This is a genomic window from Streptomyces sp. Q2 (genome assembly GCF_056820935.1).
Genome location: NZ_JBXEJE010000020.1, coordinates 159,035 through 184,857, shown reverse-complemented (window position 1 = coordinate 184,857; position 25,823 = coordinate 159,035). Strand labels below are relative to the sequence as shown.

General features: G+C 69.8%; 31 protein-coding genes and 5 pseudogenes. 16 read left to right on the top strand and 20 right to left on the bottom strand.

Going from position 1 to position 25,823, the window contains the following annotated elements:
* Window position 1 precedes the first annotated feature (1 nt).
* The 5 genes from ACWBNA_RS23560 (at window position 2) to ACWBNA_RS23540 (ending at window position 5,152) form a co-directional block, all read left to right on the top strand.
* Window positions 2-1,357, top strand: a complete 1,356-nt coding sequence (locus tag ACWBNA_RS23560; RefSeq protein WP_482706473.1) for a sulfate adenylyltransferase subunit 1 — start codon at window positions 2-4, stop codon at window positions 1,355-1,357.
* Between the two features lie 223 nt (window positions 1,358-1,580).
* Entirely contained in the window at window positions 1,581-2,690 is a 1,110-nt protein-coding gene (locus ACWBNA_RS23555; protein ID WP_482706471.1) for an aliphatic sulfonate ABC transporter substrate-binding protein, read from the top strand.
* An 11-nt stretch (window positions 2,691-2,701) separates the two neighbouring features.
* Window positions 2,702-3,505 carry an ABC transporter ATP-binding protein gene (locus ACWBNA_RS23550; RefSeq protein ID WP_482706469.1) on the top strand — a complete coding sequence of 268 codons (804 nt, stop codon included), beginning with the start codon at window positions 2,702-2,704 and terminating at the stop codon, window positions 3,503-3,505.
* Window positions 3,492-4,397, top strand: coding sequence for an ABC transporter permease (locus ACWBNA_RS23545; RefSeq protein ID WP_482706468.1), 906 nt, complete (start codon window positions 3,492-3,494; stop codon window positions 4,395-4,397). Before ACWBNA_RS23550 ends, ACWBNA_RS23545 begins: the two co-directional genes overlap by 14 nt.
* 5 nt (window positions 4,398-4,402) lie before the next feature.
* Window positions 4,403-5,152 (top strand): sirohydrochlorin chelatase, encoded by a 750-nt coding sequence (locus tag ACWBNA_RS23540; RefSeq protein ID WP_482706466.1) that lies wholly within the window; start codon window positions 4,403-4,405, stop codon window positions 5,150-5,152.
* Between the two features lie 411 nt (window positions 5,153-5,563).
* Here the strand turns inward: ACWBNA_RS23540 and ACWBNA_RS23535 are convergent, their stop codons facing one another.
* On the bottom strand, window positions 5,564-6,160 hold the full coding sequence (locus tag ACWBNA_RS23535; RefSeq protein WP_482706464.1) for a TIGR03086 family metal-binding protein: 597 nt from the start codon (window positions 6,158-6,160) through the stop codon (window positions 5,564-5,566).
* Between the two features lie 104 nt (window positions 6,161-6,264).
* Between ACWBNA_RS23535 and ACWBNA_RS23530 the strand changes: the two genes are divergently transcribed.
* Window positions 6,265-7,146 carry a transglutaminase-like domain-containing protein gene (locus ACWBNA_RS23530; RefSeq protein WP_482706462.1) on the top strand — a complete coding sequence of 294 codons (882 nt, stop codon included), beginning with the start codon at window positions 6,265-6,267 and terminating at the stop codon, window positions 7,144-7,146.
* Here the strand turns inward: ACWBNA_RS23530 and ACWBNA_RS23525 are convergent.
* Entirely contained in the window at window positions 7,109-7,669 is a 561-nt protein-coding gene (locus ACWBNA_RS23525) for a DUF1697 domain-containing protein (protein WP_482706460.1), read from the bottom strand. The genes ACWBNA_RS23530 and ACWBNA_RS23525 overlap by 38 nt on opposite strands.
* A gap of 247 nt (window positions 7,670-7,916) precedes the next feature.
* Here ACWBNA_RS23525 and ACWBNA_RS23520 point away from each other — a divergent pair.
* Window positions 7,917-9,707, top strand: a pseudogene (locus ACWBNA_RS23520) (MMPL family transporter); the annotation flags it as partial.
* A 7-nt stretch (window positions 9,708-9,714) separates the two neighbouring features.
* A pseudogene (locus ACWBNA_RS23515) lies at window positions 9,715-10,296 on the top strand (MMPL family transporter); the annotation flags it as partial.
* A 138-nt stretch (window positions 10,297-10,434) separates the two neighbouring features.
* Here ACWBNA_RS23515 and mgt read toward each other — a convergent pair.
* From mgt to ACWBNA_RS23495, 4 genes and pseudogenes are all read right to left on the bottom strand, one after another.
* Window positions 10,435-11,677, bottom strand: a pseudogene (mgt, locus tag ACWBNA_RS23510) (macrolide-inactivating glycosyltransferase).
* Window positions 11,678-11,704: 27 nt separating this feature from the next.
* Window positions 11,705-12,247: a hypothetical protein gene (locus tag ACWBNA_RS23505; RefSeq protein WP_482706459.1), complete on the bottom strand. Its 543-nt coding sequence runs from the start codon at window positions 12,245-12,247 to the stop codon at window positions 11,705-11,707.
* 17 nt (window positions 12,248-12,264) lie between these two features.
* Window positions 12,265-13,704 carry a sensor histidine kinase gene (locus ACWBNA_RS23500; protein ID WP_482706493.1) on the bottom strand — a complete coding sequence of 480 codons (1,440 nt, stop codon included), beginning with the start codon at window positions 13,702-13,704 and terminating at the stop codon, window positions 12,265-12,267.
* A gap of 50 nt (window positions 13,705-13,754) precedes the next feature.
* Entirely contained in the window at window positions 13,755-14,447 is a 693-nt protein-coding gene (locus tag ACWBNA_RS23495) for a response regulator (RefSeq protein WP_482706458.1), read from the bottom strand.
* A gap of 140 nt (window positions 14,448-14,587) precedes the next feature.
* Between ACWBNA_RS23495 and ACWBNA_RS23490 the strand changes: the two genes are divergently transcribed.
* Window positions 14,588-15,442: a DUF3152 domain-containing protein gene (locus tag ACWBNA_RS23490; protein WP_482706457.1), complete on the top strand. Its 855-nt coding sequence runs from the start codon at window positions 14,588-14,590 to the stop codon at window positions 15,440-15,442.
* 8 nt (window positions 15,443-15,450) lie between these two features.
* Here ACWBNA_RS23490 and ACWBNA_RS23485 read toward each other — a convergent pair whose 3' ends face one another.
* From ACWBNA_RS23485 to ACWBNA_RS23475, 3 genes and pseudogenes are all read right to left on the bottom strand, one after another.
* Window positions 15,451-16,737: an ABC transporter substrate-binding protein gene (locus ACWBNA_RS23485; protein ID WP_482706455.1), complete on the bottom strand. Its 1,287-nt coding sequence runs from the start codon at window positions 16,735-16,737 to the stop codon at window positions 15,451-15,453.
* Complete coding sequence (locus ACWBNA_RS23480; RefSeq protein ID WP_482706454.1) at window positions 16,737-17,570, bottom strand: carbohydrate ABC transporter permease; 834 nt, start codon at window positions 17,568-17,570, stop codon at window positions 16,737-16,739. Before ACWBNA_RS23480 ends, ACWBNA_RS23485 begins: the two co-directional genes overlap by 1 nt.
* Window positions 17,567-17,788: pseudogene (locus tag ACWBNA_RS23475) on the bottom strand (sugar ABC transporter permease); the annotation flags it as partial. The gene ACWBNA_RS23480 and the pseudogene ACWBNA_RS23475, both read right to left, overlap by 4 nt.
* 524 nt (window positions 17,789-18,312) lie before the next feature.
* On the opposite strand from ACWBNA_RS23475, the pseudogene ACWBNA_RS23470 reads away from it, so the two are divergent.
* The 4 genes and pseudogenes from ACWBNA_RS23470 to ACWBNA_RS23455 form a co-directional block, all read left to right on the top strand.
* Window positions 18,313-18,504: pseudogene (locus ACWBNA_RS23470) on the top strand (GntR family transcriptional regulator); the annotation flags it as partial.
* A 27-nt stretch (window positions 18,505-18,531) separates the two neighbouring features.
* Window positions 18,532-18,939, top strand: a complete 408-nt coding sequence (locus ACWBNA_RS23465; RefSeq protein WP_482706494.1) for a hypothetical protein — start codon at window positions 18,532-18,534, stop codon at window positions 18,937-18,939.
* A gap of 712 nt (window positions 18,940-19,651) precedes the next feature.
* Complete coding sequence (locus ACWBNA_RS23460) at window positions 19,652-19,897, top strand: winged helix-turn-helix domain-containing protein (RefSeq protein WP_482706453.1); 246 nt, start codon at window positions 19,652-19,654, stop codon at window positions 19,895-19,897.
* Between the two features lie 33 nt (window positions 19,898-19,930).
* Window positions 19,931-20,122: a hypothetical protein gene (locus ACWBNA_RS23455; RefSeq protein ID WP_482706451.1), complete on the top strand. Its 192-nt coding sequence runs from the start codon at window positions 19,931-19,933 to the stop codon at window positions 20,120-20,122.
* Here the strand turns inward: ACWBNA_RS23455 and ACWBNA_RS23450 are convergent.
* Genes ACWBNA_RS23450 through ACWBNA_RS23420 form a run of 7 tightly spaced genes read right to left on the bottom strand, consistent with a single transcriptional unit; the run spans window position 20,119 to window position 22,658 of the window.
* Window positions 20,119-20,616: a hypothetical protein gene (locus ACWBNA_RS23450; protein WP_482706449.1), complete on the bottom strand. Its 498-nt coding sequence runs from the start codon at window positions 20,614-20,616 to the stop codon at window positions 20,119-20,121. The two genes, ACWBNA_RS23455 and ACWBNA_RS23450, sit on opposite strands and share 4 nt — an antisense overlap.
* A gap of 60 nt (window positions 20,617-20,676) precedes the next feature.
* Window positions 20,677-21,039, bottom strand: a complete 363-nt coding sequence (locus ACWBNA_RS23445) for a DUF6221 family protein (protein WP_482706448.1) — start codon at window positions 21,037-21,039, stop codon at window positions 20,677-20,679.
* Window positions 21,036-21,344 carry a hypothetical protein gene (locus ACWBNA_RS23440; protein ID WP_482706447.1) on the bottom strand — a complete coding sequence of 103 codons (309 nt, stop codon included), beginning with the start codon at window positions 21,342-21,344 and terminating at the stop codon, window positions 21,036-21,038. Before ACWBNA_RS23440 ends, ACWBNA_RS23445 begins: the two co-directional genes overlap by 4 nt.
* Window positions 21,344-21,574, bottom strand: coding sequence for a hypothetical protein (locus tag ACWBNA_RS23435; protein ID WP_482706446.1), 231 nt, complete (start codon window positions 21,572-21,574; stop codon window positions 21,344-21,346). Before ACWBNA_RS23435 ends, ACWBNA_RS23440 begins: the two co-directional genes overlap by 1 nt.
* Window positions 21,561-21,944: a hypothetical protein gene (locus ACWBNA_RS23430; protein ID WP_482706444.1), complete on the bottom strand. Its 384-nt coding sequence runs from the start codon at window positions 21,942-21,944 to the stop codon at window positions 21,561-21,563. The genes ACWBNA_RS23435 and ACWBNA_RS23430 overlap by 14 nt, the downstream gene beginning before the upstream one ends.
* The gene (locus ACWBNA_RS23425) at window positions 21,941-22,450 is read right to left on the bottom strand and encodes a hypothetical protein (protein WP_482706443.1); all 510 of its coding nucleotides are present in this window, start codon (window positions 22,448-22,450) and stop codon (window positions 21,941-21,943) included. Before ACWBNA_RS23425 ends, ACWBNA_RS23430 begins: the two co-directional genes overlap by 4 nt.
* Window positions 22,451-22,469: 19 nt before the next feature.
* A complete protein-coding gene (locus ACWBNA_RS23420; protein WP_482706442.1) occupies window positions 22,470-22,658 on the bottom strand; it encodes a hypothetical protein in 189 nt (62 codons plus the stop codon).
* A 109-nt stretch (window positions 22,659-22,767) separates the two neighbouring features.
* On the opposite strand from ACWBNA_RS23420, the gene ACWBNA_RS23415 reads away from it, so the two are divergent.
* Window positions 22,768-22,977 (top strand): hypothetical protein, encoded by a 210-nt coding sequence (locus tag ACWBNA_RS23415; RefSeq protein ID WP_482706441.1) that lies wholly within the window; start codon window positions 22,768-22,770, stop codon window positions 22,975-22,977.
* Between the two features lie 299 nt (window positions 22,978-23,276).
* Here ACWBNA_RS23415 and ACWBNA_RS23410 read toward each other — a convergent pair whose 3' ends face one another.
* The 3 genes from ACWBNA_RS23410 to ACWBNA_RS23400 are packed head-to-tail and all read right to left on the bottom strand — an operon-like array spanning window position 23,277 to window position 24,069.
* Entirely contained in the window at window positions 23,277-23,621 is a 345-nt protein-coding gene (locus tag ACWBNA_RS23410; protein WP_482706440.1) for a hypothetical protein, read from the bottom strand.
* A 35-nt stretch (window positions 23,622-23,656) separates the two neighbouring features.
* Entirely contained in the window at window positions 23,657-23,851 is a 195-nt protein-coding gene (locus tag ACWBNA_RS23405) for a hypothetical protein (RefSeq protein ID WP_482706439.1), read from the bottom strand.
* Entirely contained in the window at window positions 23,848-24,069 is a 222-nt protein-coding gene (locus ACWBNA_RS23400) for a LexA family protein (RefSeq protein WP_482706438.1), read from the bottom strand. Before ACWBNA_RS23400 ends, ACWBNA_RS23405 begins: the two co-directional genes overlap by 4 nt.
* Before the next feature lie 45 nt (window positions 24,070-24,114).
* On the opposite strand from ACWBNA_RS23400, the gene ACWBNA_RS23395 reads away from it, so the two are divergent.
* A complete protein-coding gene (locus ACWBNA_RS23395; protein ID WP_482706437.1) occupies window positions 24,115-24,453 on the top strand; it encodes a DUF6233 domain-containing protein in 339 nt (112 codons plus the stop codon).
* Here the strand turns inward: ACWBNA_RS23395 and ku are convergent.
* The gene (gene ku, locus ACWBNA_RS23390) at window positions 24,450-25,337 is read right to left on the bottom strand and encodes a non-homologous end joining protein Ku (RefSeq protein ID WP_482706436.1); all 888 of its coding nucleotides are present in this window, start codon (window positions 25,335-25,337) and stop codon (window positions 24,450-24,452) included. The genes ACWBNA_RS23395 and ku overlap by 4 nt on opposite strands.
* Window positions 25,338-25,478: 141 nt before the next feature.
* Here ku and ACWBNA_RS23385 point away from each other — a divergent pair, with 141 nt between their 5' ends.
* The gene (locus ACWBNA_RS23385; protein WP_482706435.1) at window positions 25,479-25,772 is read left to right on the top strand and encodes a hypothetical protein; all 294 of its coding nucleotides are present in this window, start codon (window positions 25,479-25,481) and stop codon (window positions 25,770-25,772) included.
* The last annotated feature ends 51 nt before the right edge of the window (window positions 25,773-25,823 follow it).

Genomic DNA, 25,823 nt, shown 5'->3' with positions numbered 1-25,823 from the left:
CATGACCAGCACCACGGAACCCATCGAGCCCCTGTCGGTCGAGCAGTTGTCGGAGACCACCCTGCTGCGGTTCGCCACCGCCGGGTCGGTCGACGACGGCAAGTCCACGCTCGTCGGCCGTCTGCTGCACGACTCCAAGTCGATCCTGACCGACCAGCTGGAGGCCGTGGAGCGCGCCTCGGCGAGCCGCGGCCAGGAGGCACCGGACCTCGCGCTGCTGACGGACGGTCTGCGGGCCGAGCGGGAGCAGGGCATCACCATCGACGTGGCGTACCGCTACTTCGCCACGCCGCGGCGGCGCTTCATCCTCGCCGACACGCCCGGTCACGTGCAGTACACCCGCAACATGGTGACGGGTGCCTCCACGGCCGAGCTGACGGTGATCCTGGTCGACGCCCGCAACGGCGTCGTCGAGCAGACCCGCCGGCACGCCGCGATCGCCGCGCTGCTGCGGGTGCCGCACGTGGTCCTCGCCGTCAACAAGATGGACCTCGTCGACTACCAGGAGCCGGTCTTCGCCGCGATCGCCGAACAGTTCACGGCGTACGCGCTCGAACTGGGTGTCCCGGAGGTCACCGCGATCCCGATCTCCGCGCTCGCCGGCGACAACGTGGTGGACCCGTCCGCGAACATGGACTGGTACGGCGGGCCGACCTTCCTGGAGCACCTGGAGTCCGTCCCGGTCGCCCACGACCTCAGCCACTGCCACGCCCGCCTTCCCGTGCAGTACGTGATCCGGCCGCAGACCGCCGAGCACCCGGACTACCGGGGCTACGCGGGCCAGATCGCCGCCGGTTCCTTCCGGGTGGGCGAGCAGGTCTCGGTGCTGCCCTCCGGCCGCTCCACGAAGATCGCCGGCATCGACCTGCTGGGCAAGCCGGTCGACATCGCCTGGACGACCCAGTCGGTGACCGTCCTGCTGGAGGACGACATCGACATCTCGCGCGGCGACCTGATCGTGCCCAGCAAGGACGCGCCGCCCACCACGCAGGACATCGAGGCGACCGTCTGCCACGTCGCCGACGCGCCGCTGACCGTCGGCCACCGCGTGCTGCTCAAGCACGGCACCCGCACGGTCAAGGCGATCGTCAAGGACATCCCCTCCCGTCTCACGCTCGACGATCTGTCCCTGCACCCGCACCCGGGACAGCTCGTCGCCAACGACATCGGCCGGGTGAAGATCCGTACCGCCGAGCCGCTGCCCGTCGACTCCTACGCCGACTCACGGCGCACCGGCTCCTTCATCCTGATCGATCCCAATGACGGCACCACGCTCACCGCGGGCATGGTCGGCGAGTCGTTCGCCGCCCCGGAGCCGGTCAAGGACGAGTCCGATGACGACGGGTGGGACTTCTGAGCATGAACACCACCGATTTCTACTCCTCGTTCGCGAAGGAGGGCGGCCGCGTCGGCAGCGGTGCTCTCGGCAGCGGGCAGGGCGGGGTCGCGCGATGTGTGTGCTGACGTACGCGCACCGCTCGCGCGCCCTCACCCCCCACCGCCGTAGACGAAAACCTGCCGACCTCCCGGCCACGACCTGAGAGACCGTGACCGCCGGGCCAACGAGGGGAAAACCTCCCGTGCCTGTCAATCGCTCAGCCCTTTTTCGCCGCGGCCTGGTCGCCGTGACCGCTCTTCCCCTGCTCACCCTCGCCGCCTGCGGCTACGGCTCCGAGGCCAAGGACGACGGGACCGCCAAGGTCGCCGCCGGGGCGAAGAAGATCGACGGTCTCGACTCCGTCAAGATCGGCTACTTCGGCAACCTGACCCACGCGACCGCGCTGGTGGGCGTGCAGAAGGGCTACTTCCAGAAGCAGCTCGGCGCCACGAAGGCCGCCTACCAGATCTTCAACGCCGGCCCGTCGGAGATCGAGGCGCTCAACTCCTCGTCGATCGACATCGGTTTCATCGGCCCGTCCCCGGCGATCAACGGCTACGTCAAGTCGGGCGGCAAGAACCTGCGGATCATCGGCGGTGCGGCGTCCGGCGGTGTGAAGCTCGTGGTCAACCCGGACAAGATCAAGTCCCTGAAGGACGTCAAGGGCAAGTCCATCGCGACTCCCCAGCTGGGCAACACGCAGGACGTGGCGTTCCTCAACTGGATCGCGGAACAGGGCTGGAAGGTCGACGCGGAGAGCGGCAAGGGCGACGTCTCCGTCGTCCGCACCGACAACAAGGTCACCCCGGACGCCTACAAGTCCGGTTCCATCGACGGCGCGTGGGTGCCCGAGCCGACCGCGTCCAAGCTGGTCGCCGAGGGCGGCAAGGTGCTGCTCGACGAGGCCGACCTGTGGCCGGACAAGAAGTTCGTGATCACGAACATCATCGTGCGGCAGGCCTTCCTCAAGGAGCACCCCAAGGCCGTCGAGGCCGTGCTGAAGGCCTCGGTCGAGGCCAACAAGTGGATCAACGCCAGCCCTGACGAGGCGAAGGCAGCGGCGAACAAGCAGCTGGAGGCGGACTCGGGCAAGCCGTTGCCGGCCGCCGTCCTCGACCCGGCGTGGAAGTCGATCCAGTTCACCAATGACCCGCTGGCCGCCACCCTCAACACCGAGGCGGCGCACGCGGTGAAGGCGGGTCTGCTGGAGAAGCCCGATCTGAAGGGCATCTACGACCTCACGCCGCTGAACACGGTCCTCAAGGCCGAGGGCGACAGCACGGTCAGCGACGCCGGTCTCGGCGTCGGCTGAGTCAGGACCCGATGAGTTCCCAGGAGGTGACGACCATGGCCACGACCTTCGCCAAGGCCGCCGAGTCGGTGGAGCACGCGGCGCGCATTGAGCATGTCTCGAAGTCCTTCGCGGGCCCCGCCGGGCAACAGCTCGTCCTGGACGACATCAGCATCGATGTCGCACCCGGCGAGTTCGTCACCCTCCTGGGGGCCTCGGGCTGCGGCAAGTCCACGCTGCTGAACCTGGTGGCGGGGCTCGACGAGCCCACCGTCGGGTCCATCACGACGGAGGGCCGCCCGGCCCTGATGTTCCAGGAGCACGCCCTGTTCCCGTGGCTGACCGCGGGCAAGAACATCGAACTCGCCCTGCGCCTGCGGGGCGTTCCGAAGAACGAACGACGGGAGCGGACCGAGGAACTGCTCGGCCTGGTCCGGCTGAAGGGCGCGTACGGCAAGCGGGTGCACGAGCTGTCGGGCGGTATGCGCCAAAGGGTGGCGCTGGCCCGGGCGCTCGCCCAGGAGAGCAACCTGCTGCTGATGGACGAGCCGTTCGCGGCCCTCGACGCCATCACGCGGGACGTGCTGCACGACGAGCTGACCCGCATCTGGGCGGAGACCGGCGTGTCCGTCCTCTTCGTGACGCACAACGTGCGTGAGGCGGTGCGGCTCGCGCAGCGCGTGATCCTGCTGTCCTCCCGGCCGGGCCGGATCGCGCGCGAGTGGACGGTCGACATCCCGCAGCCGCGCCGTATCGAGGACGCGCCTGTTGCCGAGCTGTCCGTCGAGATCACCGAAGTACTGCGTGGGGAGATCCGCCGTCATGGCCAGCACTGACACGAAGACGACCGGGGTGAGTGCCAAGGACGGCTCCGCGCTGGGCGGCATCGAGGCGGGCCTCGACGCACTGGAGACCTCGGTGACCGGCCGTCCGCCCTTCCGGCAGACCTTCCGCGAGAAGATCTTCCCCCCGATCGTCGCCACCATCGTGGTGCTCGCGATCTGGCAGGGGCTGATCTCCCTCAAGATCGTCGACGACGCGTCGAAGCTGCCCTCCCCGGGCGCCGTCTGGGCCGAGGCCGAGGACGCGTGGCTCAAGGGCACCCTGCTCGACTACATCTGGACGAGCGTCTCGCGGGGCCTGTTCGGCTTCGTGCTCGCCCTGATCATCGGCACGCCGCTGGGCCTGGTCGTGGCGCGGGTGAAGTTCGTGCGCGCGGCCATCGGTCCGATCCTGTCGGGTCTGCAGTCGTTGCCGTCGGTGGCCTGGGTGCCGGCCGCCGTGATCTGGCTGGGCCTGAAGCCCGAGATGATGTACGCGGTGATCCTGCTCGGCGCGGTGCCGTCGATCGCCAACGGTCTGGTGTCCGGCGTCGACCAGGTGCCGCCGCTGTTCCTGCGGGCGGGACGGACGCTGGGGGCGACCGGTCTGCGCGGCACCTGGCACATCGTGATGCCGGCGGCGCTGCCCGGCTATGTGGCGGGGCTGAAGCAGGGGTGGGCGTTCTCCTGGCGTTCGCTGATGGCCGCCGAGATCATCGCGCAGGCACCCGACCTGGGTGTGGGCCTCGGCCAGCTGCTGGAGGTGGGCCGTACGAACAGCAGCATGGCCACGGTCTTCCTCGCCATCCTGCTCATCCTGTTCGTCGGCATCGCGATCGACCTGCTGATCTTCAGTCCGCTGGAGCGGTGGGTGCTGCGCAGCCGAGGTCTGCTGGTGAAGAGCTGATCCCCATGTACACGATCTCCAAGAGGCCGGTCCTCCTCGTCATCGCCCACGGCAGCCGCGACCCGCGGCACGCCGCGACGGTGCACGCCCTCGTACGGCGGGTGCGCTCCCTGCGCCCCGACGTGCGGGTGGAGACCGGCTTCCTGGACTTCAACCTCCCGTCCGCGCAGGGGGTGCTGGAGTCGCTGGCGGCGGAGGGCGTCCGTGACATCGTGGCCCTCCCCCTTCTGCTGACCCGCGCGTTTCATGCGAAGGCGGACATCCCGGCGGTCCTGCGGGACGCGCCGCCGCAGCTGCGGATCCGGCAGGCGGAGGTCCTCGGCCCGTCCCCGCTGCTGCTGTCGGCACTGGAACGGCGTCTGTACGAGGCGGGGCTGACGCCCGCCGACAAGTCCTCGACCGGGGTCGTCCTGGCCTCGGCGGGGTCCACCGACCCGGAGGCGATCGCAGTGATCGCAGAAATCGCGCGGGAGTGGCGGCACACCGGTTGGTGCGCCGTGCGTCCTGCGTTCGCCTCCGCGGCTCTCCCCCGCACCGAAGACGCGGTGCGGGAGCTTCGGGCCCTGGGCTGCGCGAAGGTCGCCGTCGCTCCCTACGTCCTGGCCCCCGGCTTCCTCCCGGACCGCATCGCGCGGGGCGCGGCCGAGGCGGACGTCCTGGCCGACGTACTCGGTCCGGCGCCGGAGGTGGCCCGGGTGCTGCTGGCCCGGTACGAGGCGGCGCGGGTGCCGCTGTTGGCGGCGGTCGGCGCCTGACCGGGGCCGCCGTCCGGCGGCACCCGTGCGAACTCGTCACCGCGTTTCACCTCGTACACATCTTCGCCGGACGCCGGGTCGCGTCGGCGCCGCAGCTTGCCGGCGTACTCGAAGAGGCTCAGGTTGCGGCCGATCTCACCGGCCGCACACCGGGCGGCGCGTTGTGCACTGCATCGAGGTCGCCCGCCGTGCGCGGCCTCGGCGCGCGGGAGTCCAGCCGGTCGCGCACCGACCTCGTCCGCCACTCCCCCGTGGCAGCCGCGTCCCCGCGTCGCAGCCGACCTCGATGCCCGTGCCCGCCCCGAGCCCGCGCAGTCGAGGGCGGGCTCCGGGCGGCCGCCGGCCAGAACGAGCCGCACCGGGCAGGCCGGCACGGGACCCGTGCGAGACCGTTCTGAGCGCTGAGGCGCCCTAGTCGCGTACCGCCCCGGCCAGGTGCGGATCCCGCCCGCTCGCCGCCAGCGCGCGCTCGAACACGGGCGCGTCGTCCGGCACCGGCACCGGGTCGGCGAAGCCGTCGTACTGACGGTAGAGGTCCCCGTGGGTGACGACGACGTCGAGGACCAGCCGGGCCGCGCCCTCCGAGAGGCGGAACTGCTGGCCGGTGGCCGCGGCGACGTCCCAGCCGTGGACCGCTGTCTCCTTGATGATCAGCGAGGCGAGTTCGGGGGCGGGCATCGTCGCCATGCCCAGGTCCACCTCGCCCTCCCACACCGCCGGGTCGGCCCAGGCGGCGACCGCGCGGTCCAGCTGGGCGGCGTACGCCTCGGCCCAGTCGGGGTCGGCGGTGAAGTCGCGGGCGGTCAGTTCCTCGGGGAGCTGTGTGCGCAGGGCGCGGTGTTCCATGCCGTGGGAGGTATAGAGGACCCAGTGGTTGACCAGGGCGCGGACGTCCCAGTCCGGGCAGTGGGTGGGGTCGTCGAGCTGTGCCGCCGTCACGCCGCGGGCCACGCGGGCCGCCTCGGCGGCGCATTCCGTCAGGTACGGATACAGGTCGTCCTTGTTCATGTGACTCACGTTAGGGAGGGTGGGGCGAGGTCTCTTGAACAAACGCGACAGACCTCCGGGGACCGGTTGACCTTGCCCCAGGGGCAAGGCCGAGGGTCCCGGGCATGGACCTCTACCTGCGGCAGACGCCGTACAGCGATCCCGGCGATGCGGACCTCGGTGACCTGCCCCGCGATCCGGCCGAACTCGCCCGTCTCGTCAGGGATCTGATCATCCATCGGGGCGAGGGCGAACGCCTCGGCCATCCGGTCCCCGAGGACCGGCAGCTCGACGATCCCGAGTCGCGGTACGTCTCCGAGATCCTGCGGATCGTGCGCGAGCGCGGGGACGGGCCGCTCACCGCGAAACGGCCGTACGAGGAGCGGTTCGCGGGCACGTGCCGGGACTTCTCGCTGCTGCTGTGCGCGCTGCTGCGGGCCACGGGTACGGCCGCCCGGATCCGCTGCGGTTGCGCCGACTACTTCGTGGCGGGCTACCACGACGACCACTGGGTCACCGAGTACCGTCTCCCGGACGGGAGTTGGCGGCTGGTCGACGCCCAGGTGCTGCACCCGGCCTACGAGCTCACCTTCGACCCGCTGGACGTGCCGAGGGACCGGTTCCTGGTGGCCGGGGACGCGTGGCGGGCGTGCCGGGAGGGCCGGGCCGATCCGGGGACGTTCGGGGTCTGGTACCACGGCGGCCTCGACGGCCTGTGGTACATCCGCACCAACGTCTTCCTGGACCTGGCCGCCGTCAACGGCGTGGAGCTGCTGCCCTGGGACGTCTGGGGCCGGGTGGTGCGGGGCGACGCCGGACTCACCGAGGACGACCTCGCTCTGGTGGACGCGGTCGCCGCGGCCCGCACCGACGACGACTTCCGACGGCTGTACGAGGATCCGCGGCTCGCGGTGCCGGACGAGGTCATGTCGTACACCGCGCGTTCCGGCTACCGCGACCTGCGGACGGTCAGGCTCCCGGGGGCTGCGTCATCTCGACGAGCTTGACCACGGTGTTCCAGTTGCGGCTGGTGGCGATCAGGCCCTTGTTCAGCCGGGGCTTCGACAGGTGCACGGCGAGCTTGGAGCGGCCGAGGCCCTCCGGGGCGTACAGGTACAGGGCGCGGTCGCCGAGCCGGAACTCCTCGGGGAGGTAGGCGGCCCCGTCGATCTCCGCGAAGCGTTCCGCGTCGACCGGAGTGGAGAAGTAGGTGACGTGGAGTTGCCTGGCCTCCAGCTCGGCGGCCGGGAACGGGCAGTCGTCGGCGATCGCCTTCAGATAGGCGTGGTCGCGCACAATCACGCCGACGGCGAAGCCGAAGCGCTTCTCGATCGCCCCGGCGAGCTCCGCGGCGAGGGACTCCTCGTCGCCGTGGTCGCCGGCGAACACGACCTGGCCGCTCTGCAGGTAGCTGCGTACGTCCTCGTAGCCGAGGTCCTCCGTCATCAGCGTGCGCAGGTCGGCCATCGGGACCTTCTTGGCGCCGCCCACGTTGATCCCGCGCAGCAGCGCGGCATACGTCGTCGTCATCCGCACACCATAAAGCGGCCGGCGTGCCCCGCTCGCGCACCGGGGCTCTGCCCCGAGGGGCCGGACACCCCGGTAGATGTAAGGGGCCGCTGTCCTCCCCAGTGGGGAGGGGCGGGGTCCAGGGGGATGATTCCGGCCCGCCGCAGCTCACCGGACAGCACGAGGAGATGGCTTTATTCGGCCCATACCTTCAGAAGGAAAGGTGGCGGCAGGGGGCTGCCACCGCTCACGAGGGGGCAAGCCCATCATGGGGAACGGAGATACACGGGTACGGGGACTGGCCGCCCGGGCCGGCGGCTGGAGTGCCCGACACCGATGGGCTGCCGTCGGCATCTGGGTGCTGTTCGTGGCCTTGGCGATGGGGCTCGGTTCGGCGGCCGGCCGGGTCGACGTCAAGGACAGCGACCAGCTGAAGGGTGAGACGCACACCGCCGCCCGGATCATCGAGGACGCCGGCATCGACGAACCGGCCGGCGAGACCGTACTGATCCAGGCGAAGGACGGTGGCGTCAAGGCCACGGACGCCGAGTTCAGGGCGGCCGTCACCGCGGTCGTCCAGGCGGTCGAGAAGACCGGCGAGGTCACGGACGTCACGTCGCCCTACGACACGGACACGATCTCGAAGGACGGCCGCAGCGCGCTGGTGCAGTTCGACATGCGCGGCGACGCCGAGACCGCGGGCGAGCGGGTCGAGCCGGTGCTGAAGGCCGTCGAGGGGGTGCAGAAGGAGCACGGGTCGCTGCGGATCGAGGAGATCGGCGGGGCCAGCATGATGAAGACGTTCGACGACGCGTTCGGCGACGACTTCAAGAAGGCCGAGTACTCCGCGGTGCCGGTGGCCCTCGGCATTCTCCTCATCGCCTTCGGCGCGCTGGTGGCCGCGCTGCTGCCGGTGGCGCTGGCGGTCACCGCGATCATGGCGACGATGGGCCTGATGGGCGTCGTCAGCCATGTGATGCCGATGAGCGACACCGCGAACTCGGTGATGCTGCTGGTCGGTCTGGCCGTCGGCGTCGACTACTGCCTGTTCTACCTGCGCCGGGAGCGCGAGGAGCGCGAGGCCGGACACGACGCCCAGACCGCCCTGAGGATCGCCGCCGCGACCAGCGGCCGCGCGATCATCGTGTCGGGTGTCACGGTGTGCGTGGCGATGGCGGGCATGCTGTTCACCGGCCTCGCCGAGTTCGAGGCGATGGGCCTGGCCTCGCTGATGGTGGTGGCCGTGGCCATGGTCGGTTCCGTGACCGTGCTGCCCGCGCTGCTGTCGCTGCTGGGCGGGCGGGTCGAGAAGGGCCGCATCCCGTTCCTGGGCCGTCGTCGCCGCAGCGGCGACAACGACAGCCGGTTCTGGACGGCCGTACTGAAGGGCGTGCTCGCCCGGCCCGTCATCTCCGTCGTGGTGGCGGCCGGCGCGCTGCTGGCGATCGCGGCGCCCGCGGTCGGCATGAAGACCCAGAACCTCACGCTGGACCAGGAGTTCGGCGACTCGCTGCCCATCGTGCAGACGTACAACCGGGTCAACGACGCCTTCCCGGGCGGCTCCGAGCCGGCCGAGGTCGTCGTCCGGGCGGACGACATCAACGCTCCCGAGGTGCGGGACGCGCTGGCCGCCTTCAAGGCACAGGCGGTCGCCTCGGGCGCCTCGCGCGGCCCGGTCGAGATCAAGCTGCACGACCAGCAGAACATCGCCTTCGTGTACGTCCCGCTGGTCGGCGGCTCCGACCTGGACAAGGCGGGCGCGAGCCTGGAGAAGCTGCGCGACGAGGTACGGCCCGACACACTCGGCAAGGTCGACGGCGTCGAGGCGCCGATCACCGGACAGGTCGCCGGTTCGCAGGACTTCAACGACCAGCTGGCCGGAGCCGTCGTCCCCGTCTTCGCGTTCGTGGTGGTCTTCGCCTTCCTGCTGATGCTGCTGTCGTTCCGCTCACTCACGATCGCGATCACCTCGATCGTGCTGAACCTGCTGTCGGTGGGCGCCGCGTACGGCATCCTCGTCGGCGTCTTCCAGCACGGCTGGGGCGCGTCCCTGGTGGGCGCGGAGGGTGTCNTTCCGCTCACTCACGATCGCGATCACCTCGATCGTGCTGAACCTGCTGTCGGTGGGCGCCGCGTACGGCATCCTCGTCGGCGTCTTCCAGCACGGCTGGGGCGCGTCCCTGGTGGGCGCGGAGGGTGTCGGCGCCATCATCACCTGGCTGCCGCTGTTCCTCTTCGTGATCCTGTTCGGCCTGTCGATGGACTACCACGTGTTCGTGGTGTCGCGGATCCGCGAGGCGCGGCTGCGGGGCCGTACGACGAAGGACGCGATCCAGCACGGGGTGGTCACCACGGCCGGGGTCGTCACCAGCGCCGCGGTCATCATGGTCGCCGTGTTCGCGATCTTCGGCACGCTGTCCATGCAGTCCATGAAGCAGATGGGCGTGGGCCTCGCGGCCGCGGTGCTGATCGACGCGACGATCATCCGGGGCGTGCTGCTCCCGGCGGTGATGGCGCTGCTCGGCGAGCACAACTGGTACCTGCCGAAGTGGCTGCACCGGCTGCCCGACCTGACCCACGACGAGTCAACCGAGGCCGTGGAGCGGCCCGTGGTGCGGGACGACGAGGGTGAGCGGCTGGGGGTCTGAACCCCCGCCCGCGTGACTGGGGCTCGAACCCCCTTTGACTGAGGGCCCGTTGGCTGCCGGGGAGCCAACGGGCCCTCTTCTGTGCGCGCTGCTCTACGCGTTCTGTGCCTTCTACGCGTTCTGTGCCTTCTATGCGTTCTATGCCTGCCGTGCGGGCAGTTCGGCCTCGATCAGGTCGGCCGCCCGGCGCGTGCCGCCCTCTTCCGCCATCTCCGCCTGGACGCCCTTCAGCCGGCGGGCGACCTCGGGATCGTCGACGAGCGCGAGGGCGGCCTCCCGCAGCGCCTCGGCGGTCGCCTCCTCGGTGTCGAGGCGGCGGGCGACACCGAGGCCCTGGAGCATGTCCGCGTTGCCGAACTGGTCCACGGCCTGCGGTACGGCGATCATCGGCGTGGCCGTGGCCAGGCCCTCCTGGCTGCCGCCCGCGCCGGCGTGCGTGACGAACAGGTCGGCCTGCTTGAGGATCGCCAACTGCGGTACCCAGGAGCGCACTTCGACGTTCTCCGGCACCTCCCCCAGCTCGCCCGCGTCCACCTGGCGGCCGACCTGGAGCACCAGGTGCCAGCCGGGCAGCTCGCCGAACGCCTTGACGCACTCCCGGTAGAAGGCCGGCTGCTTGGTGAAGGAGGATCCGAGGGACACCAGGACGACCTTCTCGGCGCCGGCCGGCCGCTGCCAGCCGCCCTCCGCTGCGCGGTCGCCCTGGCAGGCGCCGACGAAGGTGTAGACGCTCTCGTCGACCCGGTCGGCGTTCGGCTGAAGCGCCTTGGGGATCAGGACGAGGGAGCGGTCGGGGCGGCCCGCGAAGTCGTCCGGGTGCCGGGTGATGCCGTTCTCCTCGAGCCAGGCGTGGAAGCGGGCGTAGTAGGCCTGTCCGCGCTCGGTCTTCTTCGGCTCGGCCCACATCGGTTCGGCGACCTCCTCCTCGTAGCCCTCCCAGGCGACGAGGTTCGGGGAGAGGGAGACGGCGGGCACGCCCCAGCGGTGGGCGAGGACGCGGGCCGGATAGGAGGTGATGTCGTGCAGCACGAGGTCCGGCTCGTCGCCCTCGTACGCCTCGACGAGCTGCGGCAGCGCCTGGATCGCGTCGGCCAGGAACGGCTCCACGTTGTCCAGCAGGGTGGTGCCCCAGGCCTCGGGGTCGTCGTCGGGCCCTGGCAGGGTCGAGTTCCAGGGCTTCACCTCGGCACCGGTCTCGGCGACCTTCTCGGCGAACAGGGGCGGAATGGCGTACGTGACCCGGTGGCCGCGTGCCACGAGCTCGCGGATCACTTCGAGGCTCGGGTTCACGTGGCCATGGGCGGCGACGGAGAACATGGCGATGTGTGCGGGGCGACTGGTCATGTCGTCGACCGTATGCGAGACGAGACGTCTCGTGCAATGTGTTTTTCCCGGAATGCCGCCGCGGTCAGCCGTCGGAGCAGCTCGCGCCGGCCCCCTTGGCGGGCCGGCCGTCCGGGCCCGTGACGGTCACCGGCAACGGTTCGGCCCCTGGGGCGGCGACGCGCTGCGCCCCGAGGGCCGTGCAGACCAGCTGGTCCACCGCGAGGCCGGTCAACTCCCCCAGGGCCGCGGACAGTTCGATCGACACCCGGCCGTCCTGTGCCACCACCTCGACGAGGTCCGCCGCGGCGGCCTCCTGCGGTGCCTCAAAGGCGCCGTCGGTGGCCGGGGCCGGAGCGGCCGTCGGCGGGAGCGCCGTCGGCAGCAGCGTGGTCAGGCGCTTGGCGCGTTCCGGGCCGGTCGGACCCTCGAGCAGCAGCTCCACGGCCGACTCGACGTCGACCGGCGCGACGGTCCTGCGGGGGATCGCGACCAGGGCGTCGTCCGCCACGAAGTAGACCCGGAGCGTCGGCACCACCCCGCCGGCGGGCCCGCCCGCCTCCACCACGCCGGTCGTGGGGATGCCACAGGAGGCGAGCGCGAACAGCGCGGGAACGGCCGGGAGCACGGCTCGGCGTATGGTCCTCACTGTCCGCTCGCCCGGGTCGGCTCGTCGCGTCGCAGCGGGAGTTCCACCGTGAAGACCGCGCCGCCCTCAAGGCGGTTCGCCGCCCGGACGGTGCCCCCGTGCATCCGGACGTTCTCCGCCGTGATGGCGAGGCCCAGGCCGCTGCCCTCGGTCCGGGTGCGGGCGGCGTCCGACTTGAAGAAGCGCTCGAAGACGTGGGGCAGCACACTGTCGGGGATGCCGGGGCCGCTGTCCAGCACCTCGATGACCGCGAACCGCTCCCCGCCTTCGCGCAGGCGCAGTTGGACGGGGCGGGCACCGTGCCGCAGCGCGTTGCCGACCAGGTTCGCGACGACGACGTCGAGGCGGCGCGGGTCGACTCGTCCGCGCAGCGCGTCGGGCGGGGGCAGACGGACGTCCACCAGGTCCGTCCAGGCACGGGCGGCCAGGGTGCGCCGCAGGGACTCGGCGAGGTCGATCTCGTCCATGTGCAGCACCGCCGCGCCCGCGTCGAAGCGGGAGATCTCCATCAGGTCGTCCACCAGACGGGCCAGTTTCACGGTCTCCTCGCTGATCAGCCGTACCGCGGTGGCGGTGTCCGGGTCAAGGTGGGCGGCGTCCTCGTCGAGGACGTCGGTGACCGCCGACATGGCGGCCAGCGGGGTGCGCAGTTCGTGCGAGACGTCGGCGGCGAACCGGCGGGCCCGGGCCTCCATGCCGCGCAGCTCGGCCACCGACTCCTCCAGGGCGGCGGCCGTCTCGTTGAACGTGTGCGACAGGTCGGCCAGTTCGTCGGAGCCGTCGACGGCGAGCCGGGTGTCCAGCCGCCCCTCGGCGATGCTGCGGGTGGCGTGGCGCAGCGCGCGCACCGGCCGCAGCACCCCGCGGGCGGCGAGCAGCGCGAGCAGCACCGCGAGGCCGAGGGCGGGCACGGTGGCCCGTTCGACGGCGGTGACCAGGGCGTCGACGTACGCCTGTTCCGTGGTCTGCGGCACGGTCAGGAAGACCTGGACGCCGGACGCGGGCCGGGTCTCGGCCGGGGTGGAGCCGGTGAAGGTGACCGACATGCCGACGACCAGGGAGGTGTGGTCGCCGCTGTCCACCCGCTGGAAGACGGTGGCCGTGCTGGAGTCCACGGCCGCGCGCAGGGCCGAAGTCAGTTCCTCGAACGGGTCGTCGGGAGCGGAGGTGGCGGTCAGCCCGCCGTAGGCGACCAGGACCCGCCAGGTTCCGGCGGGTTCGGCGTCGGCCACGGAGGCGGCGAACCGCCGCAGTTCGAACTCGCTCGGTGGCACGCCGAGTTCGGGGGCGAGCCGGTCGACCTGGGTCCGCAGCAGCTTGATCACGGTGTCCTGGCTCTGCTGGAGCACCCCCGTGCGCGCCTCCCGGAAGGTCAGGGCACCGGTGGTCGCGGCGGTGAGCGCGGCGACGAGCGCGAACGCCACCACCAACCGCATCCGCAGACCGCGCAGTTGAGGGACTCTGACGCGGTTCTTCAACCCTCGCCTCACCGGGACGCGAACCGGTAGCCGAAGCCGCGCACGGTCTGGATGTAGCGGGGTTCGCGGGAGGGTTCGCCCATCTTGGCGCGCAGCCGTTTGACGCAGGCGTCCACCAGGCGCGCGTCACCGTGGTAGCTGTGTTCCCAGACCGCCTCCAGGAGTTGCTGCCGGCTGAACACCTGGCCGGGCGAGGCGGACAGGGTCAGCAGCAACCGCAGTTCGGACGGGGCCAGCGGGACCGGCGCGCCCTGCCAGGTGACCGAGAGGCCGGCCCGGTCGACGGCCAGGTCCCCGTACGTGTCGATCTTCGGTATGCCGCCCTCGGCGGGCGCCCCTGCCGCCCGGCGGAGCACGGCGCGGATGCGCGCCGCCAGCACCCGTGCCTGGACGGGCTTGACCACGTAGTCGTCGGCTCCGGCCTCCAGTCCGACGACGATGTCCTCGTCGTCGCCCCGCGCGGTCGCCATGATGATCGGCAGCGTCTGGTCGAGGGCGCGCATCCCGCGGCACACGTCCAGGCCGGGCATGCCGGGCAGCATCAGGTCCAGCACCACGACGTCCGGCCGGAAGGACCGCAGCCGCTCCAGCCCCTCCTCGCCCGTCTCGGCGGCGCCGACCTCGTGGCCCTGGCGGCGCAGGGCGAGTGCGACGCCCTCCCGTACGGCACGGTCGTCTTCGATCAGCAGAACGCGTGGCATGCGCTCAGTATCCGCACGTCCTCCACACATCCGGGACACTGTTACCGGATGATCACATGAGGCCTCGACGCGGACTCCGTTACCGTTTCGTTACCGTCTGGGCCAGATCCGATCACATCGCGGTCACAGCCTGAACGACCATGACCGCGTACCGAGCAGCCCCGTCCCGCAGCAGACGTCGTAGGAGCGGCCCCGCGCACGCCTCCACGGGCGGGCGGAAGGGGCCGCTGTGGGGCGGACTGGCCGCGCTGACCGTCCTCGGGGCCACCGGTTTCGCGGCCGTGGGGTGGACGTCCGCGGACCGGGGCGTCTCCGATGCGCGCACCCGGCCCACCGAGCACGCGGCGTCCGGCCCCGCCCGGCCCAGCCCGTCCGTGAGTCCGTCCGTCAGCCCGACCCGTCCCTCCGCCAGCCCCTCCAAGCCCGTCATCCCGGCCACCGGACCGGGCACCTTCACGACCGCCCCCGGCGGCAGCGCCAAGGTGGGGACGGGGACGGTCCTGCGCTACCGGGTCGAGGTCGAGGACGGTCTGAAGCTGTCCGCCGCGAAGGTCGCCGAGCAGGTCGAGCGCATCCTGGCCGACCGGCGCGGCTGGACGGCCGACGGCCACTCGGCGTTCCGGCGGGTGTCGGACGGGGGCACCGACTTCGCCGTACGCGTCGCGACCCCCGGGACCGTGGACAAGATCTGCGGCCAGTACGGGCTGGACACCGGCGGCGAGGTCAACTGCAACGTGTCCAGGAGCGTCATGGTCAACCTCAGGCGCTGGGAGCTGGCCACGCCCGTCTACGCCGAGGACGTGACGTCCTACCGGGCGCTGATCATCAACCACGAGGTCGGCCACTTCCTCGGACACGGCCACGTCGGCTGCCCCGGCCCCGGCGAGCCGGCCCCCGCGATGATGCAGCAGATCAAGGGCATGAACGGCTGCGTGCCCAACGTCTGGCCGTACGACGAGAACGGACGGTACGTCACCGGCCCCGCCACTCCCTGAATGCGGTCTCAGCGTTGGTACCGGGCCAGCACCAGGTTGCCGTCCTCCTCGAGGCGTTCGCGCAGTTCACCCAGCCCGATCGCGCCGCTGTAGTACTCCTGGAAGGCGGGCGTGGCCACCTTGTCCTTCCATTCCGGATAGCCGCGCACGGACTGCGCGGGCGCCGGGCGCAGATGCGCGGCGAGTGCGGTGCCGGTGGCCCAGCCGTCCTTCGCGGTGCGCAGGGCGGGGTCCTTCAGCGCCTGGATGCCGGTGGGCAGCATCCAGTCGCCCAGGGCGAGCCGGACCATGTTGTCGGGCCGGAGCAGGAAGTCGAGGAACGCGACCGCCTCCTTCTTGCGCGGACTGTCCTCGGCGACGGACAGGGTCTGCGGACTGACGCCCTGGGTGAGCCCGCCGGCGCCGGCCGGGGCGGGCAGCACCTGCCACCGGAAGCCCTTGGGTGCCTGCTGGACGATCTGCTGACGGTAGGAGAAGCCGAGCGGGACCATCGCGTACTTGCCGCCGAAGAAGCCGGGCAGGGTGTCCGAGCCGCCGCTGCCCAGGGTGGTGGGCGAGGCACTGTGGTCGGTGTTCGCCTGGTCGTGGACGGTGCGCGGCACGGTCTGGTCCGCCGCCTCGAACCGGATCTCCACCTTGCCGTCCGCATCCCGGTGGAAGAGCTGTCCGCCCGCCGACAGGGAGAGGTTGAGGGTCGCGGAGACGGGCTCCTTGAGCGGCCAGGCCACACCGTACTTCCCGTCGCCGCTGAGCCGCTCGGTGATCTGCCGGAACTCCGCCCAGCTCCACGGGTGTCCGGGGGTCGGGATCCGGACGCCGGACTCCTTCAGCCAGGTCGCGTTGGCGATGAGCACGCGCGGCTCCTGGAGGAACGGCACGCCGTAGATGCCGTCGCCGAACGTCGTCGTGTCCCAGCCGCTTTGCGGGATGTCCGACTTAAGGCGCTGGGGCAGCAGGTCGGTCAGGTCGGCGAGATAGCCGCCGTACGCGAAGTCCGCGAGGTCGTCGGAGGCGTCGTGGATGATGTCCGGTGCCTCGCCGCCCTCGAAGGAGGTCAGGAGCTGGTCGTGGACGCTGTCCCAACTGCCCTGGACGTACTCGACCTTGACGTCGGGGTGGGTCGCGTTCCACTCCCTCACCAGTTCCTGGTTGGCCTCCACGGACTCCTGCTGCCAGGCCAGGGACTGGAAGCGCAGGGTGATCGGACCTGTGCCGGAGCCGCTGCCGCCACTCGTACAGGCGGCGAGGAGCAGTGTGAGGACCAGGGCGAGGACGCCCGCGTTTCTGCTGCGCATCAGCTCTTCACCGCCCCGGCGAGCATGCCGCCCGTGATCCGTCGTTGGATGATCGCGAAGACGACCAGTGAGGGAAGGGTGGCGAGGAAGGCGGCGGCGGCCAGCGGGCCGAGGTCGGCGACGCCCTCCGCGCCGATGAAGTGGGTGAGGACGACCGGCAGGGTCTGTTTCTCGGGCGTCTTCAGCAGCACGAGCGCGAAGAAGAACTCGTTCCACGCGGTGATGAACGCGAACAGCCCCGTCGCCACGATCCCGGGCGCGAGCAGCGGCGCGGTCACCGACACCAGCGTCCGCACCCGCCCGGCCCCGTCGACCGCCGCCGCCTCCTCCAGTTCGGCGGGCACGGCCCGGACGTATCCGACGAGCATCCACAGCGCGAACGGCAGCGCCCACACCACGTACACCATCACCAGCCCGGCAAGGGAGTTGATCATCCGCAGGTTCTTCAGCACCAGGAACAGCGGGATGATCACCAGCACCAGCGGGAACGCCTGACTGACGACCACCCACCCCGTGGCGGCCTTCACGAGCCGACCGCGGTGCCGGGCCATGACGTACGCCAACGGGGTCGCGATCAGTACGGCGATCAGCGCGGCGCCGCCCGCGGCGAGCAGGGAGTTGCCCGCGGCGCGCAGCAGCGGCTGCTCGTCGAAGGCCTGCCGGAAGTTGTCGAGGGTGGGGTCCTCGGGGATCCAGGAGGGGTGCAGACTGCCCAGCTCGCGCGGCGACTTGAAGGCCGTGGAGACGAGCCAGAGGAAGGGGAAGGCGAGGAAGACGAGATAGGCGAGCAGCGCGGCGTACTGGCCGACGCGTCCGCCGGTGCTGGTCCTCACGCGTCGTCACCTCCCCTGAGCCGGCCCACCAGGAAGAGGGCGAGGAGCACCGAGACCACGGCGACCATCACGCAGCCCATCGCCGCCGCGTAGCCGAACTGGCCGTAGCGGAAGGCCTCTTCGTAGGCGAAGAGCATCGGCAGGCGGGTGCGGCCGCCGGGGCCGCCGCTGGTCAGGACGTAGACCAAGGCGAAGGAGTTGACGTTCCAGATGAAGTTGGTACTGATCGTTTACCCAGATCTGGTACCTCGCGGTTTGATGTTCTACTAGGGCGTGAGCTGCAGCTTCACCCGAGATCTGTAGCCACGAGTGTTCATCTGTTGCCACGTATGGACATGATCGTTTCCCATTCGTTTCCCAGTGGCAGACTGGCCCTACGGCACCGCACACAGAAGCGCCGGGCCCGACCCCCTGGGGACGCCCTCGGAGGCGAAGGATGGGGGCCGGGCCCGGCTTGTATCTCTAACGAGTGACCCCTGCACGAAGCACGGGAAATAGTTCACTCGTTCGGGTGGATACCCGGCCGATGTTGCCGGGTATGCGAGTCGGCCCACGTTCTGGCCCTGCTGGGGTGCGCTGCCAGGCAGTGGACCGATCCGGAACCGCGGGGGTTCAGGTCTCCGCGGTGCCGAAACCTCTCTGTTCAGTTACCAAGGGCGCTTGCCCCGGCCTGGATATATCCAGCCTGGGGTCCGGTGCCTAGCTTCGGGATCTCACGTCATGATCGACGCCAGGGGTTCCGATGTCAGAAGCTCGCCATAGGCGAATCGCTGCTGACATCCGTCGCCGCATCGCCGCCGGTGAGTGGCGGCCGGGCGAGCCTCTTCCCTCGCGTGCCGAGCTAGCTGCCGAACTCGGCGTTCATCCCCAGACGGTGCGTCTCGCATACGTCCTTCTGCGCCGGACTGGCGTCTTAGAAGGTGAGGAGCGCAAGGCCGTCTATGTGGCGCATCCTCCTGCTATGCGCACTCTCACCGACCCAGATGCTGCGTGGCCCCATTCCAGCGAGACCACCGACACCCGCCCGCGTCCCGCCACGGAAGAGCTTGCCGAGCGTCTTGGCGTCCGTGTGGGTGCGGCCCTGCGGCACGAGACGGTGGAGTGCCTGGACCCGGGTGGCCGGTCGGCGATGCTCGTCTCGTCGTGGTGGCGTGGGCAGCGCCGGCCGCATGCTTCCTATACGGCCGAGCTGGGTGTTGTGTCTCTTTCGGCCGAGCAGGCGCACGCTTTGGGGTTGCTGGTGGACGCTGTTGCGTTCCGGGTGGTGCGCACTCGTGTCGACCATCTAGGTCGCCCCCTGGAGACTGCTGATCTGATTTTGCCGATGGATCGTTGGCTGGTTCGTCTTGCGCCCATGCGGTTGCAGTGAGCGCTTGCTGTTCGGGCGTTGGGGGGCGCCTGAGGTCACGAGTAAAGCCGAGTTTCGGCCGTGGGGGAAGGTGTCCCCTGCATATTCTTTGACTTTCAGTCGATAGGTCGTGTCTTTACGTAACCGCAGGTGGGGCCATGGCCAAACGTTTCTGCGGGTAACCCCGGAACGTCGCGGGGCGGCGCTGGGATCAGGCCAGCCTGACGACGCGAATCTGCCCGCGGTGGCACGGGTGTGCGCACCGCATGAGAAGCACGCGCCGGCCCCGGCTGGGCTGAAGGTCGATATTGCCGGAGCAGTACCGGCACTCGCCGAGCTGACAGGCGCCCTCGATGCGGTCGTCAAGCTCCTCGCCCGAACGTGGCGCCTTCACAAGACACCCCTGAGTCCGCTGGCGGATTCGGCAGGGCACACGTACACGGCGCCTAACGCTGTCCCGGCGGGCGACAGGCGTTCTCCGATGCGGAGGGGCTCGTGGTCGTCGCTGCCGCATGGGCAGGTGGCTGGCCGCGTGCTCGCGTCGCCTGCGTCTGGGTCTCTACGATCGTCCATGTCGACGCTCCTGGCGGTGTCGGCCACGCCCCCGGGCCGCGGTGCAGCGGTCGCGGGGGTCCTGCATGCAATTGCACGATACCCCTGCGGGATAGGCGGTATAGGCCGTATAGGTCGGCTGGTCTCGCCTGTCGGGGTAGGTCCACCTAGCGTCTCGATCATGAAGTGGGAGCCGGAGGTGCCGAGGTGGCGGCAGGTGTACGCCGTGATGTCGGAGCGAATCGTCGACGGCACCTACCCGCCCGGCGGCAGGCTCCCCTCGGGTATGGCGATCTGCGATGAGTTCGGGATCTCGCCGGTGACCGCGAAGCGCGTGTTGACGGAGCTGCGGAAGGCGGGGCTGGCGGAGATGCAGGTGGGCATCGGGACGTTCGTCACCGAGCTGCCGCAGCCGCCCAGTTCATAGCCCACTGTCCGACCCGGTCGATAGACTCGGATCATGTCCCCCTCTCCCCCGCCGGATGGCTGTGAGCTGTCTGCTGCGGAGCTGAATGAGCGGATCCGTGCGCTCTGGATCGACGGGCGCGGACATCCGGCGGTGGGGTTGACGGACGCGCAGAGGGCCGAGTACTACCGGCTCCTCGCCGCGCTCCAGGCTGTGGAACGCGGGGACGTCGTCGAAGCGGCTTAGCCTTCGGCCTGGCGGCGTTCCGCGAACTCCGCGTGGAAGCCGCGCCCCGTGAAGTCGCCAATGCGCACCACGCTGCTGTCCTGACGGGAGCACCAGATCTGCTCGCCCTGGTCCTGGTCGGCGAAGTATGTGAGGCCGTCGTCGGTCCACTCGTAGAAGCCGCGCGGTCGGTCGCTGGCGACGAGTTCGGCGACCATCAAGGCGGCCTGGAAGTCGTCGTCCTGGTGGGTGCACCAGTTGGCGTCTTCCCACTCGGTGTACGGGTCGCGGCCCTGGCCGAGGAACTCGCGAGGCGTCCCGTCGGCGCTGTACCGGATCGGCATGAACTCTCCGGTGGTGAACGGCCAGTCCTGCGGTTCGAGCCGGTGCGGGGTGTAGGCGCCAGTGACGACGAGGAAGCTCATGCGGTCGAGCGGCACGGTCTGGCGGCCGTTGAGTACGTACAGGATCTCTTCGGCAGTGACGCCCTGATGGATAGCGAGGCGCGGGTTCATGGGCTCATCGTGCCGCACGCCGCCGACATCCCGAAGCCCCGCACGCGGCGGGGCTTCGGGTCAGGGGCGCCACTCATCGCGGTAGTCGGGATGGTCCGCGTAGACGGTAGCGAGACGCCAGCAGGCCACGGTCCAGGGGCCATTCTTGCGATCCCCTTCCCAGTACTCCTGCTCCTTCACGATGGTGCGCTTCATCGCTATGTCAGCGAGTACACGGGTCGGGTCATGGAGGGCGATGTGCTCCGTGGTGGCGCGGAGTCGACGCCCGGACAGCGCGAAGCCGTCAGCGACCGTGACGCCGTCGACGGCCACCACTTGGTCCGACTCGGCATTGGTGTGCCACGGGCCAGGGCTTGCATCCCTAGCCAATTCGGCCTCCTCGTCGAACCGTGCCGCCAGGAACTTGATCAGTTCAGTGATCACTGAAGTGGGTCCCATCCGAGGGTCTGTACGTCGATGAGGTCTGCGGCGTACAGCATGGCTGCCTGCTTCTCGGGCCAGCCGTCCCACTCGTCCGCCGCTTTGCGGATCACGTCAGCCAGGCGGGTTGCCAGGTAGGCGTCGGCGCTTTTCTGGCCGGGGAGGCTGTTCAGTGCCTCGGTGATGCAGGCGTCGACGAGCTGTTCGGCTTCGGTGACGTCGTGCAGGGTGGCGATGCCGCCGTAGCTGTCTTCGGACAGGCGGCGGATCACTTCGGACCGGGCGCTGCGGCTCCCTTGTTCAGCCATCACGCCTCCCTTTGGATGTCGCGCTCGTCGTACTCCTGCCGGAGCTCTTCACTCATGCCGCCGAGCTGGGGAGAGTCGTTCCAGTCTTCCTCCCAAGCTTCGGCCGAGTTGTCGGCGACGCCGGACTCCTCGACCTCGCGCAGGTAGTTGTTGCACTCGGCTTCCTCGCAGTTGGTGTACAGGAGCCGGTGGGGGCACTCGGAGTTGAGGATGTGCTCAGGAATCGCCACGCTGCGTCCTCTCTGCTCGTCGGGCGAGCATCCGGTTCTTGATCTGCTGCTGGGTTGGTGCGGTCCATGCGTGCCAGCCGACGGGCCATCGCCACTGGCGGCCGTGGCCGTGCTGATCGAGGCCACAGAGCCCACAACTGTCCGGGGTGGCTGTCGCAGGGCCGCCGTTGCCGTTGATCCGGCGGGCGACAGTGAGAGCGATGCCGTCGATGTCGGCCCCGAACTCGCTGGGATCGAGTGCGATGACGGAGGCTCGCTGCTCGAAGAGCTCGGCGAATGGGTCCGCCAAACCGGCGAGCGGCCCCCGCAGCTCAGGTGCAACGTTGCGTAGCGTCTGAGCTGCGGTGGCCAGTTCCAGGTCGACGCTCACGCCGCGTCGCCGAGGAGCCGGTCGATGGGGCCGGTGTAGGCGCGCATGCTGGCCAAGTTTTCGTCGATGATCGCGGTGATGGCGTCGTTGGCGGCGCCTTCCCAGTGGTCGAGGACTTCCGCCCGGCGGATGATCTCGCCGAGTTCCTGGAGGCGTTCGGTGTCCTCGCAGATGCCTTCCGCGAGGTCCCGGATCACCTTGACGGCAATCTCCCTAGCGGCCTGCGCGGCGGGGCTCAGCGCCTCCACCACGTCTGGCAGGACGGTGCCGTGCTCGTCGACCAGGACCAGCCCGTGGAAGCCGAAGCGGCCGAGGAGGTAGCGGCCCGGCTCGCGACCGTCGACGAGTTCGCTCATCGACTCGATGCCCATGCGGTGGGTACGGCGGGCAAAGTCGCAGCGGTCTCCATCGGGGCAGTCCCCAGGGTGAGCCCAGTCGGTGCTGCGCTCGTCGTCGCTGTTGACCGTGACGGTGATGGCGTGCGGGAAGGCTACAGGCGTGAACATGGCGCTCCTAGTGGTGCGGTCAGTGGTTGCAGGTGCCGTTGACGCAGGGCACGTTGCAGTGCCCGCACGTGTCGGAGCAGCGCTCGTATCGGTTGCCGGTGAGTCGGTTGGCGGCGTCAGCGCCCTTGCCTCCGGCCACCTTCTGACCGGTGCGAATTGCCGCTGACGCGATGCTGTCGGCTGCCTGAGAAGCCTTGCGCTTGAACATGAAGCCTCCATTCGGCGGGGTCTTTACGCCTCTAAGCTTGGCCAAGATACTTGGCTACGTCAAGCCATTCGGCCTAGTTACTTGGCCAATCGGATGGCATGATTGCGGCATGGACACCGCCAAACTCGAACTCGCAGCTCAGCGCTACCGCGACGCACACGAAGCGCTAGACGCCGCCCGCGTCGACCTTCAAACCGAGGTTGTCGCCGCACTGAGTGGCACCGACGAGCGAGGTGCCCAAGCCCAGGTAGCCCGCATCACTGGATGGACGCGCGAGCAGATCCGCCTTCTGATGAAGGCGGCGCGAGAGCAGGCTTAGGATCCTGCGGTGGCTGACATCGACTTCCCCGAGGATCTGATCGCACTGGAACGCACCGCCTGGGAGGAGATCTAGGCCGGACGACTCACCGTCGACACTGCGACCGCTGTGCAAGCGCGGCTCACCGCATTCGCGGCCGAGGCAGGCGTCGACCGGTACACCGCCGAGATGGGACTCAAGAAGGCCGTCCGGCACCCGGAGCCCGCCGCAGGCTGACAGCAGCAAGCCCCGCCCGGGGTTCTACGTCGGACGGGGCTTCAGCAAGAGCGCCAGCCGCTGCTGATGTGGATGACGCCAGCTTAGGCGTCGCCACTGACAACGCCGGGGTGCGGAGACCCTTCACCCCGGTACCAGGCTGCACGCTCCGCCTGCGTCCACGGCCGGACGGAACGGGCATCCACGGTGATCGCACTCGCCCCGTCGTCGGTGTCCACGCTTCCTGTGTCGCCGCGCCGCGTCGACAGGACGTAGGTGCCCGCTCCGAAGCCTTGCGCAGCGGCCTGCTGCGCATTCGCCCGGAACTGGCCGACGAAGTCACCGACCGCTCGCAGTGCAGGCGGCGTCGGGATCGCAGGCTCCGGCGGATAGTGTCGGTCGAGCTTCCGCAGGGCTCGGGCGGCGTTCGGGTACGGGCGGTAGGCCATGGCGTCTCCTCTGCTCCACACCAGGATGGCAGAGCTCACGCCTCCTCCGGCCAGGTCGTCAACGTCTCGCCGGTCTCTTCGTCGACGAGGGTGACGCGGGCGCCGGGCCCTTTGCTGAGGCCGATCCACTCGGTGAATTTGCCGCGGGCCGTGGACTCGACCGCCCACCAGCCGTGCATCGTAGGGCGGCCGACGGAGGTGAGGGTGACGTGGAAGCGGTCGGCGGTCACGTGAGCCGGGTTCCGCGGGGCCGGCCGGGCTCGCGAACGATCGCGCCCTTCGCCTCCAGCTCCACCAGCTGGTAGTGCACGGTGCTCGGGGCCAGGCCGACTCGGGTGGCGAGCTCGGCAATGGTCGGGGCGTCACCGTCGCTGGTGATGGCTTCGCGGATGCAGCGGAGGATCTCCTCCTGCCGGGCGGTCAAGTAGTCGACCTTGTGGTTGGCCATACCGCCAATAGAGCACGTGTTCGAATTTTGGTGCAAGCTGGAGACGTGACCGATCTACCGCCCGACCTGCCGAGACTCCGCACCCTGGAGACCTGGCTACAGCTCACCCTCGACGAGGTGCGGCGGCAGATCACGGCAGCCGAGCAGCGGGAGCAGGAGCGGCAGCACGGCATCGACGCCCGGCCGCCCGCGCCCGACTGGCTCATCGAGGTCGGCCTCAACCGCGACGCGCCGCCCGTCCAGGTGCACGTCGGCGGCTGCTGGAACGCGGGCAAGCGCCGCAAGGAGATCAGCCGGGACGAGGCGCTGCGGGCACTCGTCGACGGAGTGAAGGCATGCGGAGCCTGCCGGCCCGACTCGGAGCTGGGGTTCCTCGAGGGCTAGGCGCTTCGTTTCCGGCTGGCCGTCTTCTTCGTCGCCTTCTTCTTGCCGGGCTGCTTCTTCGCGGTCTTCTTCGGCATGTCGTGTACGTCGGCGTCCTCACCGCGGGACGCTTTCGCCTTGGAGACGGACTCGGTCAGGGCGGCCATCAGGTCGAGTACCTGGCCTGGCTGCTCGGTCGGCTCCGGCATTGCGGGCAGTTCCCGGTCTTCCCGCTTGGCTTCGATGACCTTGGCGAGGGCTTCGGTGTAGGCGTCCTGGAATTCGTCGCCTTCGAGGTCGTCGCGGGTCATCCGCTCGATCAGTTTGACCGCCTCGTCGATCTCCTCGTCGGACACTTCGGCGGTCGGCGGATCCACGGCGGCCGGGTCGCGGACCTCGTCGGGCCAGCGCATCGCATGCAGGACGATCGCATCCTCGCGGACCCGCAGCAGACCAAGGCGCTCCCGGCCCGACCACGCGTATTTGGCGATGGCGACCTTCGATGACCGGCCGAGGGCCTGCCGCAAAAGCTTGTAGGGCTTCGCGGCGACCTGCCCGTCTGGGACGAGGTAGTAGCCCTCGCCGATCCGGATCGGGTCGATGGCGTCGAGCGGCACGAACGCTTGGATCTCGATGGCCTTCGCCGTCGGCAGCGGCAGGTTGCTCAGCTCGGCATCCGAGATGGGGATGACGTTGTCCTTCGACACCTCGTAGCCCTTGCCGATCTCCGACTGGGTGACCTCGCGGTCCTCGGTCTCGCAGATCTTCCGCACGCGGACCCGGCCCATGTCCTCCAGGTGGTACTGGTGGAACTGGATGCTGCGGTTCTCGGTAGCGCTCGCTACGTGGATCGGCACGGTGACCAAACCGAAGCTGATCGCGCCGCTCCAGATGGTTCGGGGCATGGCAGACCTCCGCGATAGCCCCGAGCAGGATCAGGCTACGCGACAACCACCCACGTCACATATCCACGCGAAAACGACGAATAGGTGATGGCCGTGCGAGGAACACGGACACGGAACCCCCCACCCGAACGGAGCACTCTCATGGTCATCAAGAAGATGCACGACATGGGCATCCGCAGCGAACACGCCTACATGGCCGCCCTCGCATCCATCGGCCTCTCCGTCTTCACCTGGGCCACCAGCCTCCAAACCGAACCCGGCGGCCACGCAGACCTCGCCCGCGCCGACAGGTGGGGCATCTTCGTCGGCGAATGGGCGCCCACCTTCTTCGGCCTCGGCGTCGCCCTCTCCCACTACGAGCAGCAAGAAGGCACCCTCACCACCAGCGTCCGCGACCTCTGGATAGAGAAGGCGCAGGAACACCAGGCCGGCTGACCACAGCACCCACGCCCGCCTCTGGACCGAGGGGCGGGCAGTCGCGTCCTG

Excerpts from the sequence above, each read along its gene's own strand:
- ACWBNA_RS23560 (WP_482706473.1), top strand. The coding sequence starts at position 2 with ATGACCAGCACCACGGAACCCATCGAGCCCCTGTCGGTCGAGCAGTTG.
- ACWBNA_RS23550 (WP_482706469.1), top strand. The coding sequence starts at position 2,702 with ATGAGTTCCCAGGAGGTGACGACCATGGCCACGACCTTCGCCAAGGCC.
- ACWBNA_RS23545 (WP_482706468.1), top strand. The coding sequence starts at position 3,492 with ATGGCCAGCACTGACACGAAGACGACCGGGGTGAGTGCCAAGGACGGC.
- ACWBNA_RS23540 (WP_482706466.1), top strand. The coding sequence starts at position 4,403 with ATGTACACGATCTCCAAGAGGCCGGTCCTCCTCGTCATCGCCCACGGC.
- ACWBNA_RS23535 (WP_482706464.1), bottom strand. The coding sequence starts at position 6,160 with ATGAACAAGGACGACCTGTATCCGTACCTGACGGAATGCGCCGCCGAG.
- ACWBNA_RS23530 (WP_482706462.1), top strand. The coding sequence starts at position 6,265 with ATGGACCTCTACCTGCGGCAGACGCCGTACAGCGATCCCGGCGATGCG.
- ACWBNA_RS23525 (WP_482706460.1), bottom strand. The coding sequence starts at position 7,669 with ATGACGACGACGTATGCCGCGCTGCTGCGCGGGATCAACGTGGGCGGC.
- ACWBNA_RS23500 (WP_482706493.1), bottom strand. The coding sequence starts at position 13,704 with ATGCGGTTGGTGGTGGCGTTCGCGCTCGTCGCCGCGCTCACCGCCGCG.
- ACWBNA_RS23495 (WP_482706458.1), bottom strand. The coding sequence starts at position 14,447 with ATGCCACGCGTTCTGCTGATCGAAGACGACCGTGCCGTACGGGAGGGC.
- ACWBNA_RS23490 (WP_482706457.1), top strand. The coding sequence starts at position 14,588 with ATGACCGCGTACCGAGCAGCCCCGTCCCGCAGCAGACGTCGTAGGAGC.
- ACWBNA_RS23485 (WP_482706455.1), bottom strand. The coding sequence starts at position 16,737 with ATGCGCAGCAGAAACGCGGGCGTCCTCGCCCTGGTCCTCACACTGCTC.
- ACWBNA_RS23465 (WP_482706494.1), top strand. The coding sequence starts at position 18,532 with ATGCGCACTCTCACCGACCCAGATGCTGCGTGGCCCCATTCCAGCGAG.
- ACWBNA_RS23460 (WP_482706453.1), top strand. The coding sequence starts at position 19,652 with ATGAAGTGGGAGCCGGAGGTGCCGAGGTGGCGGCAGGTGTACGCCGTG.
- ACWBNA_RS23455 (WP_482706451.1), top strand. The coding sequence starts at position 19,931 with ATGTCCCCCTCTCCCCCGCCGGATGGCTGTGAGCTGTCTGCTGCGGAG.
- ACWBNA_RS23450 (WP_482706449.1), bottom strand. The coding sequence starts at position 20,616 with ATGAACCCGCGCCTCGCTATCCATCAGGGCGTCACTGCCGAAGAGATC.
- ACWBNA_RS23440 (WP_482706447.1), bottom strand. The coding sequence starts at position 21,344 with ATGGCTGAACAAGGGAGCCGCAGCGCCCGGTCCGAAGTGATCCGCCGC.
- ACWBNA_RS23425 (WP_482706443.1), bottom strand. The coding sequence starts at position 22,450 with ATGTTCACGCCTGTAGCCTTCCCGCACGCCATCACCGTCACGGTCAAC.
- ACWBNA_RS23420 (WP_482706442.1), bottom strand. The coding sequence starts at position 22,658 with ATGTTCAAGCGCAAGGCTTCTCAGGCAGCCGACAGCATCGCGTCAGCG.
- ACWBNA_RS23415 (WP_482706441.1), top strand. The coding sequence starts at position 22,768 with ATGGACACCGCCAAACTCGAACTCGCAGCTCAGCGCTACCGCGACGCA.
- ACWBNA_RS23410 (WP_482706440.1), bottom strand. The coding sequence starts at position 23,621 with ATGGCCTACCGCCCGTACCCGAACGCCGCCCGAGCCCTGCGGAAGCTC.
- ACWBNA_RS23400 (WP_482706438.1), bottom strand. The coding sequence starts at position 24,069 with ATGGCCAACCACAAGGTCGACTACTTGACCGCCCGGCAGGAGGAGATC.
- ku (WP_482706436.1), bottom strand. The coding sequence starts at position 25,337 with ATGCCCCGAACCATCTGGAGCGGCGCGATCAGCTTCGGTTTGGTCACC.
- ACWBNA_RS23385 (WP_482706435.1), top strand. The coding sequence starts at position 25,479 with ATGGTCATCAAGAAGATGCACGACATGGGCATCCGCAGCGAACACGCC.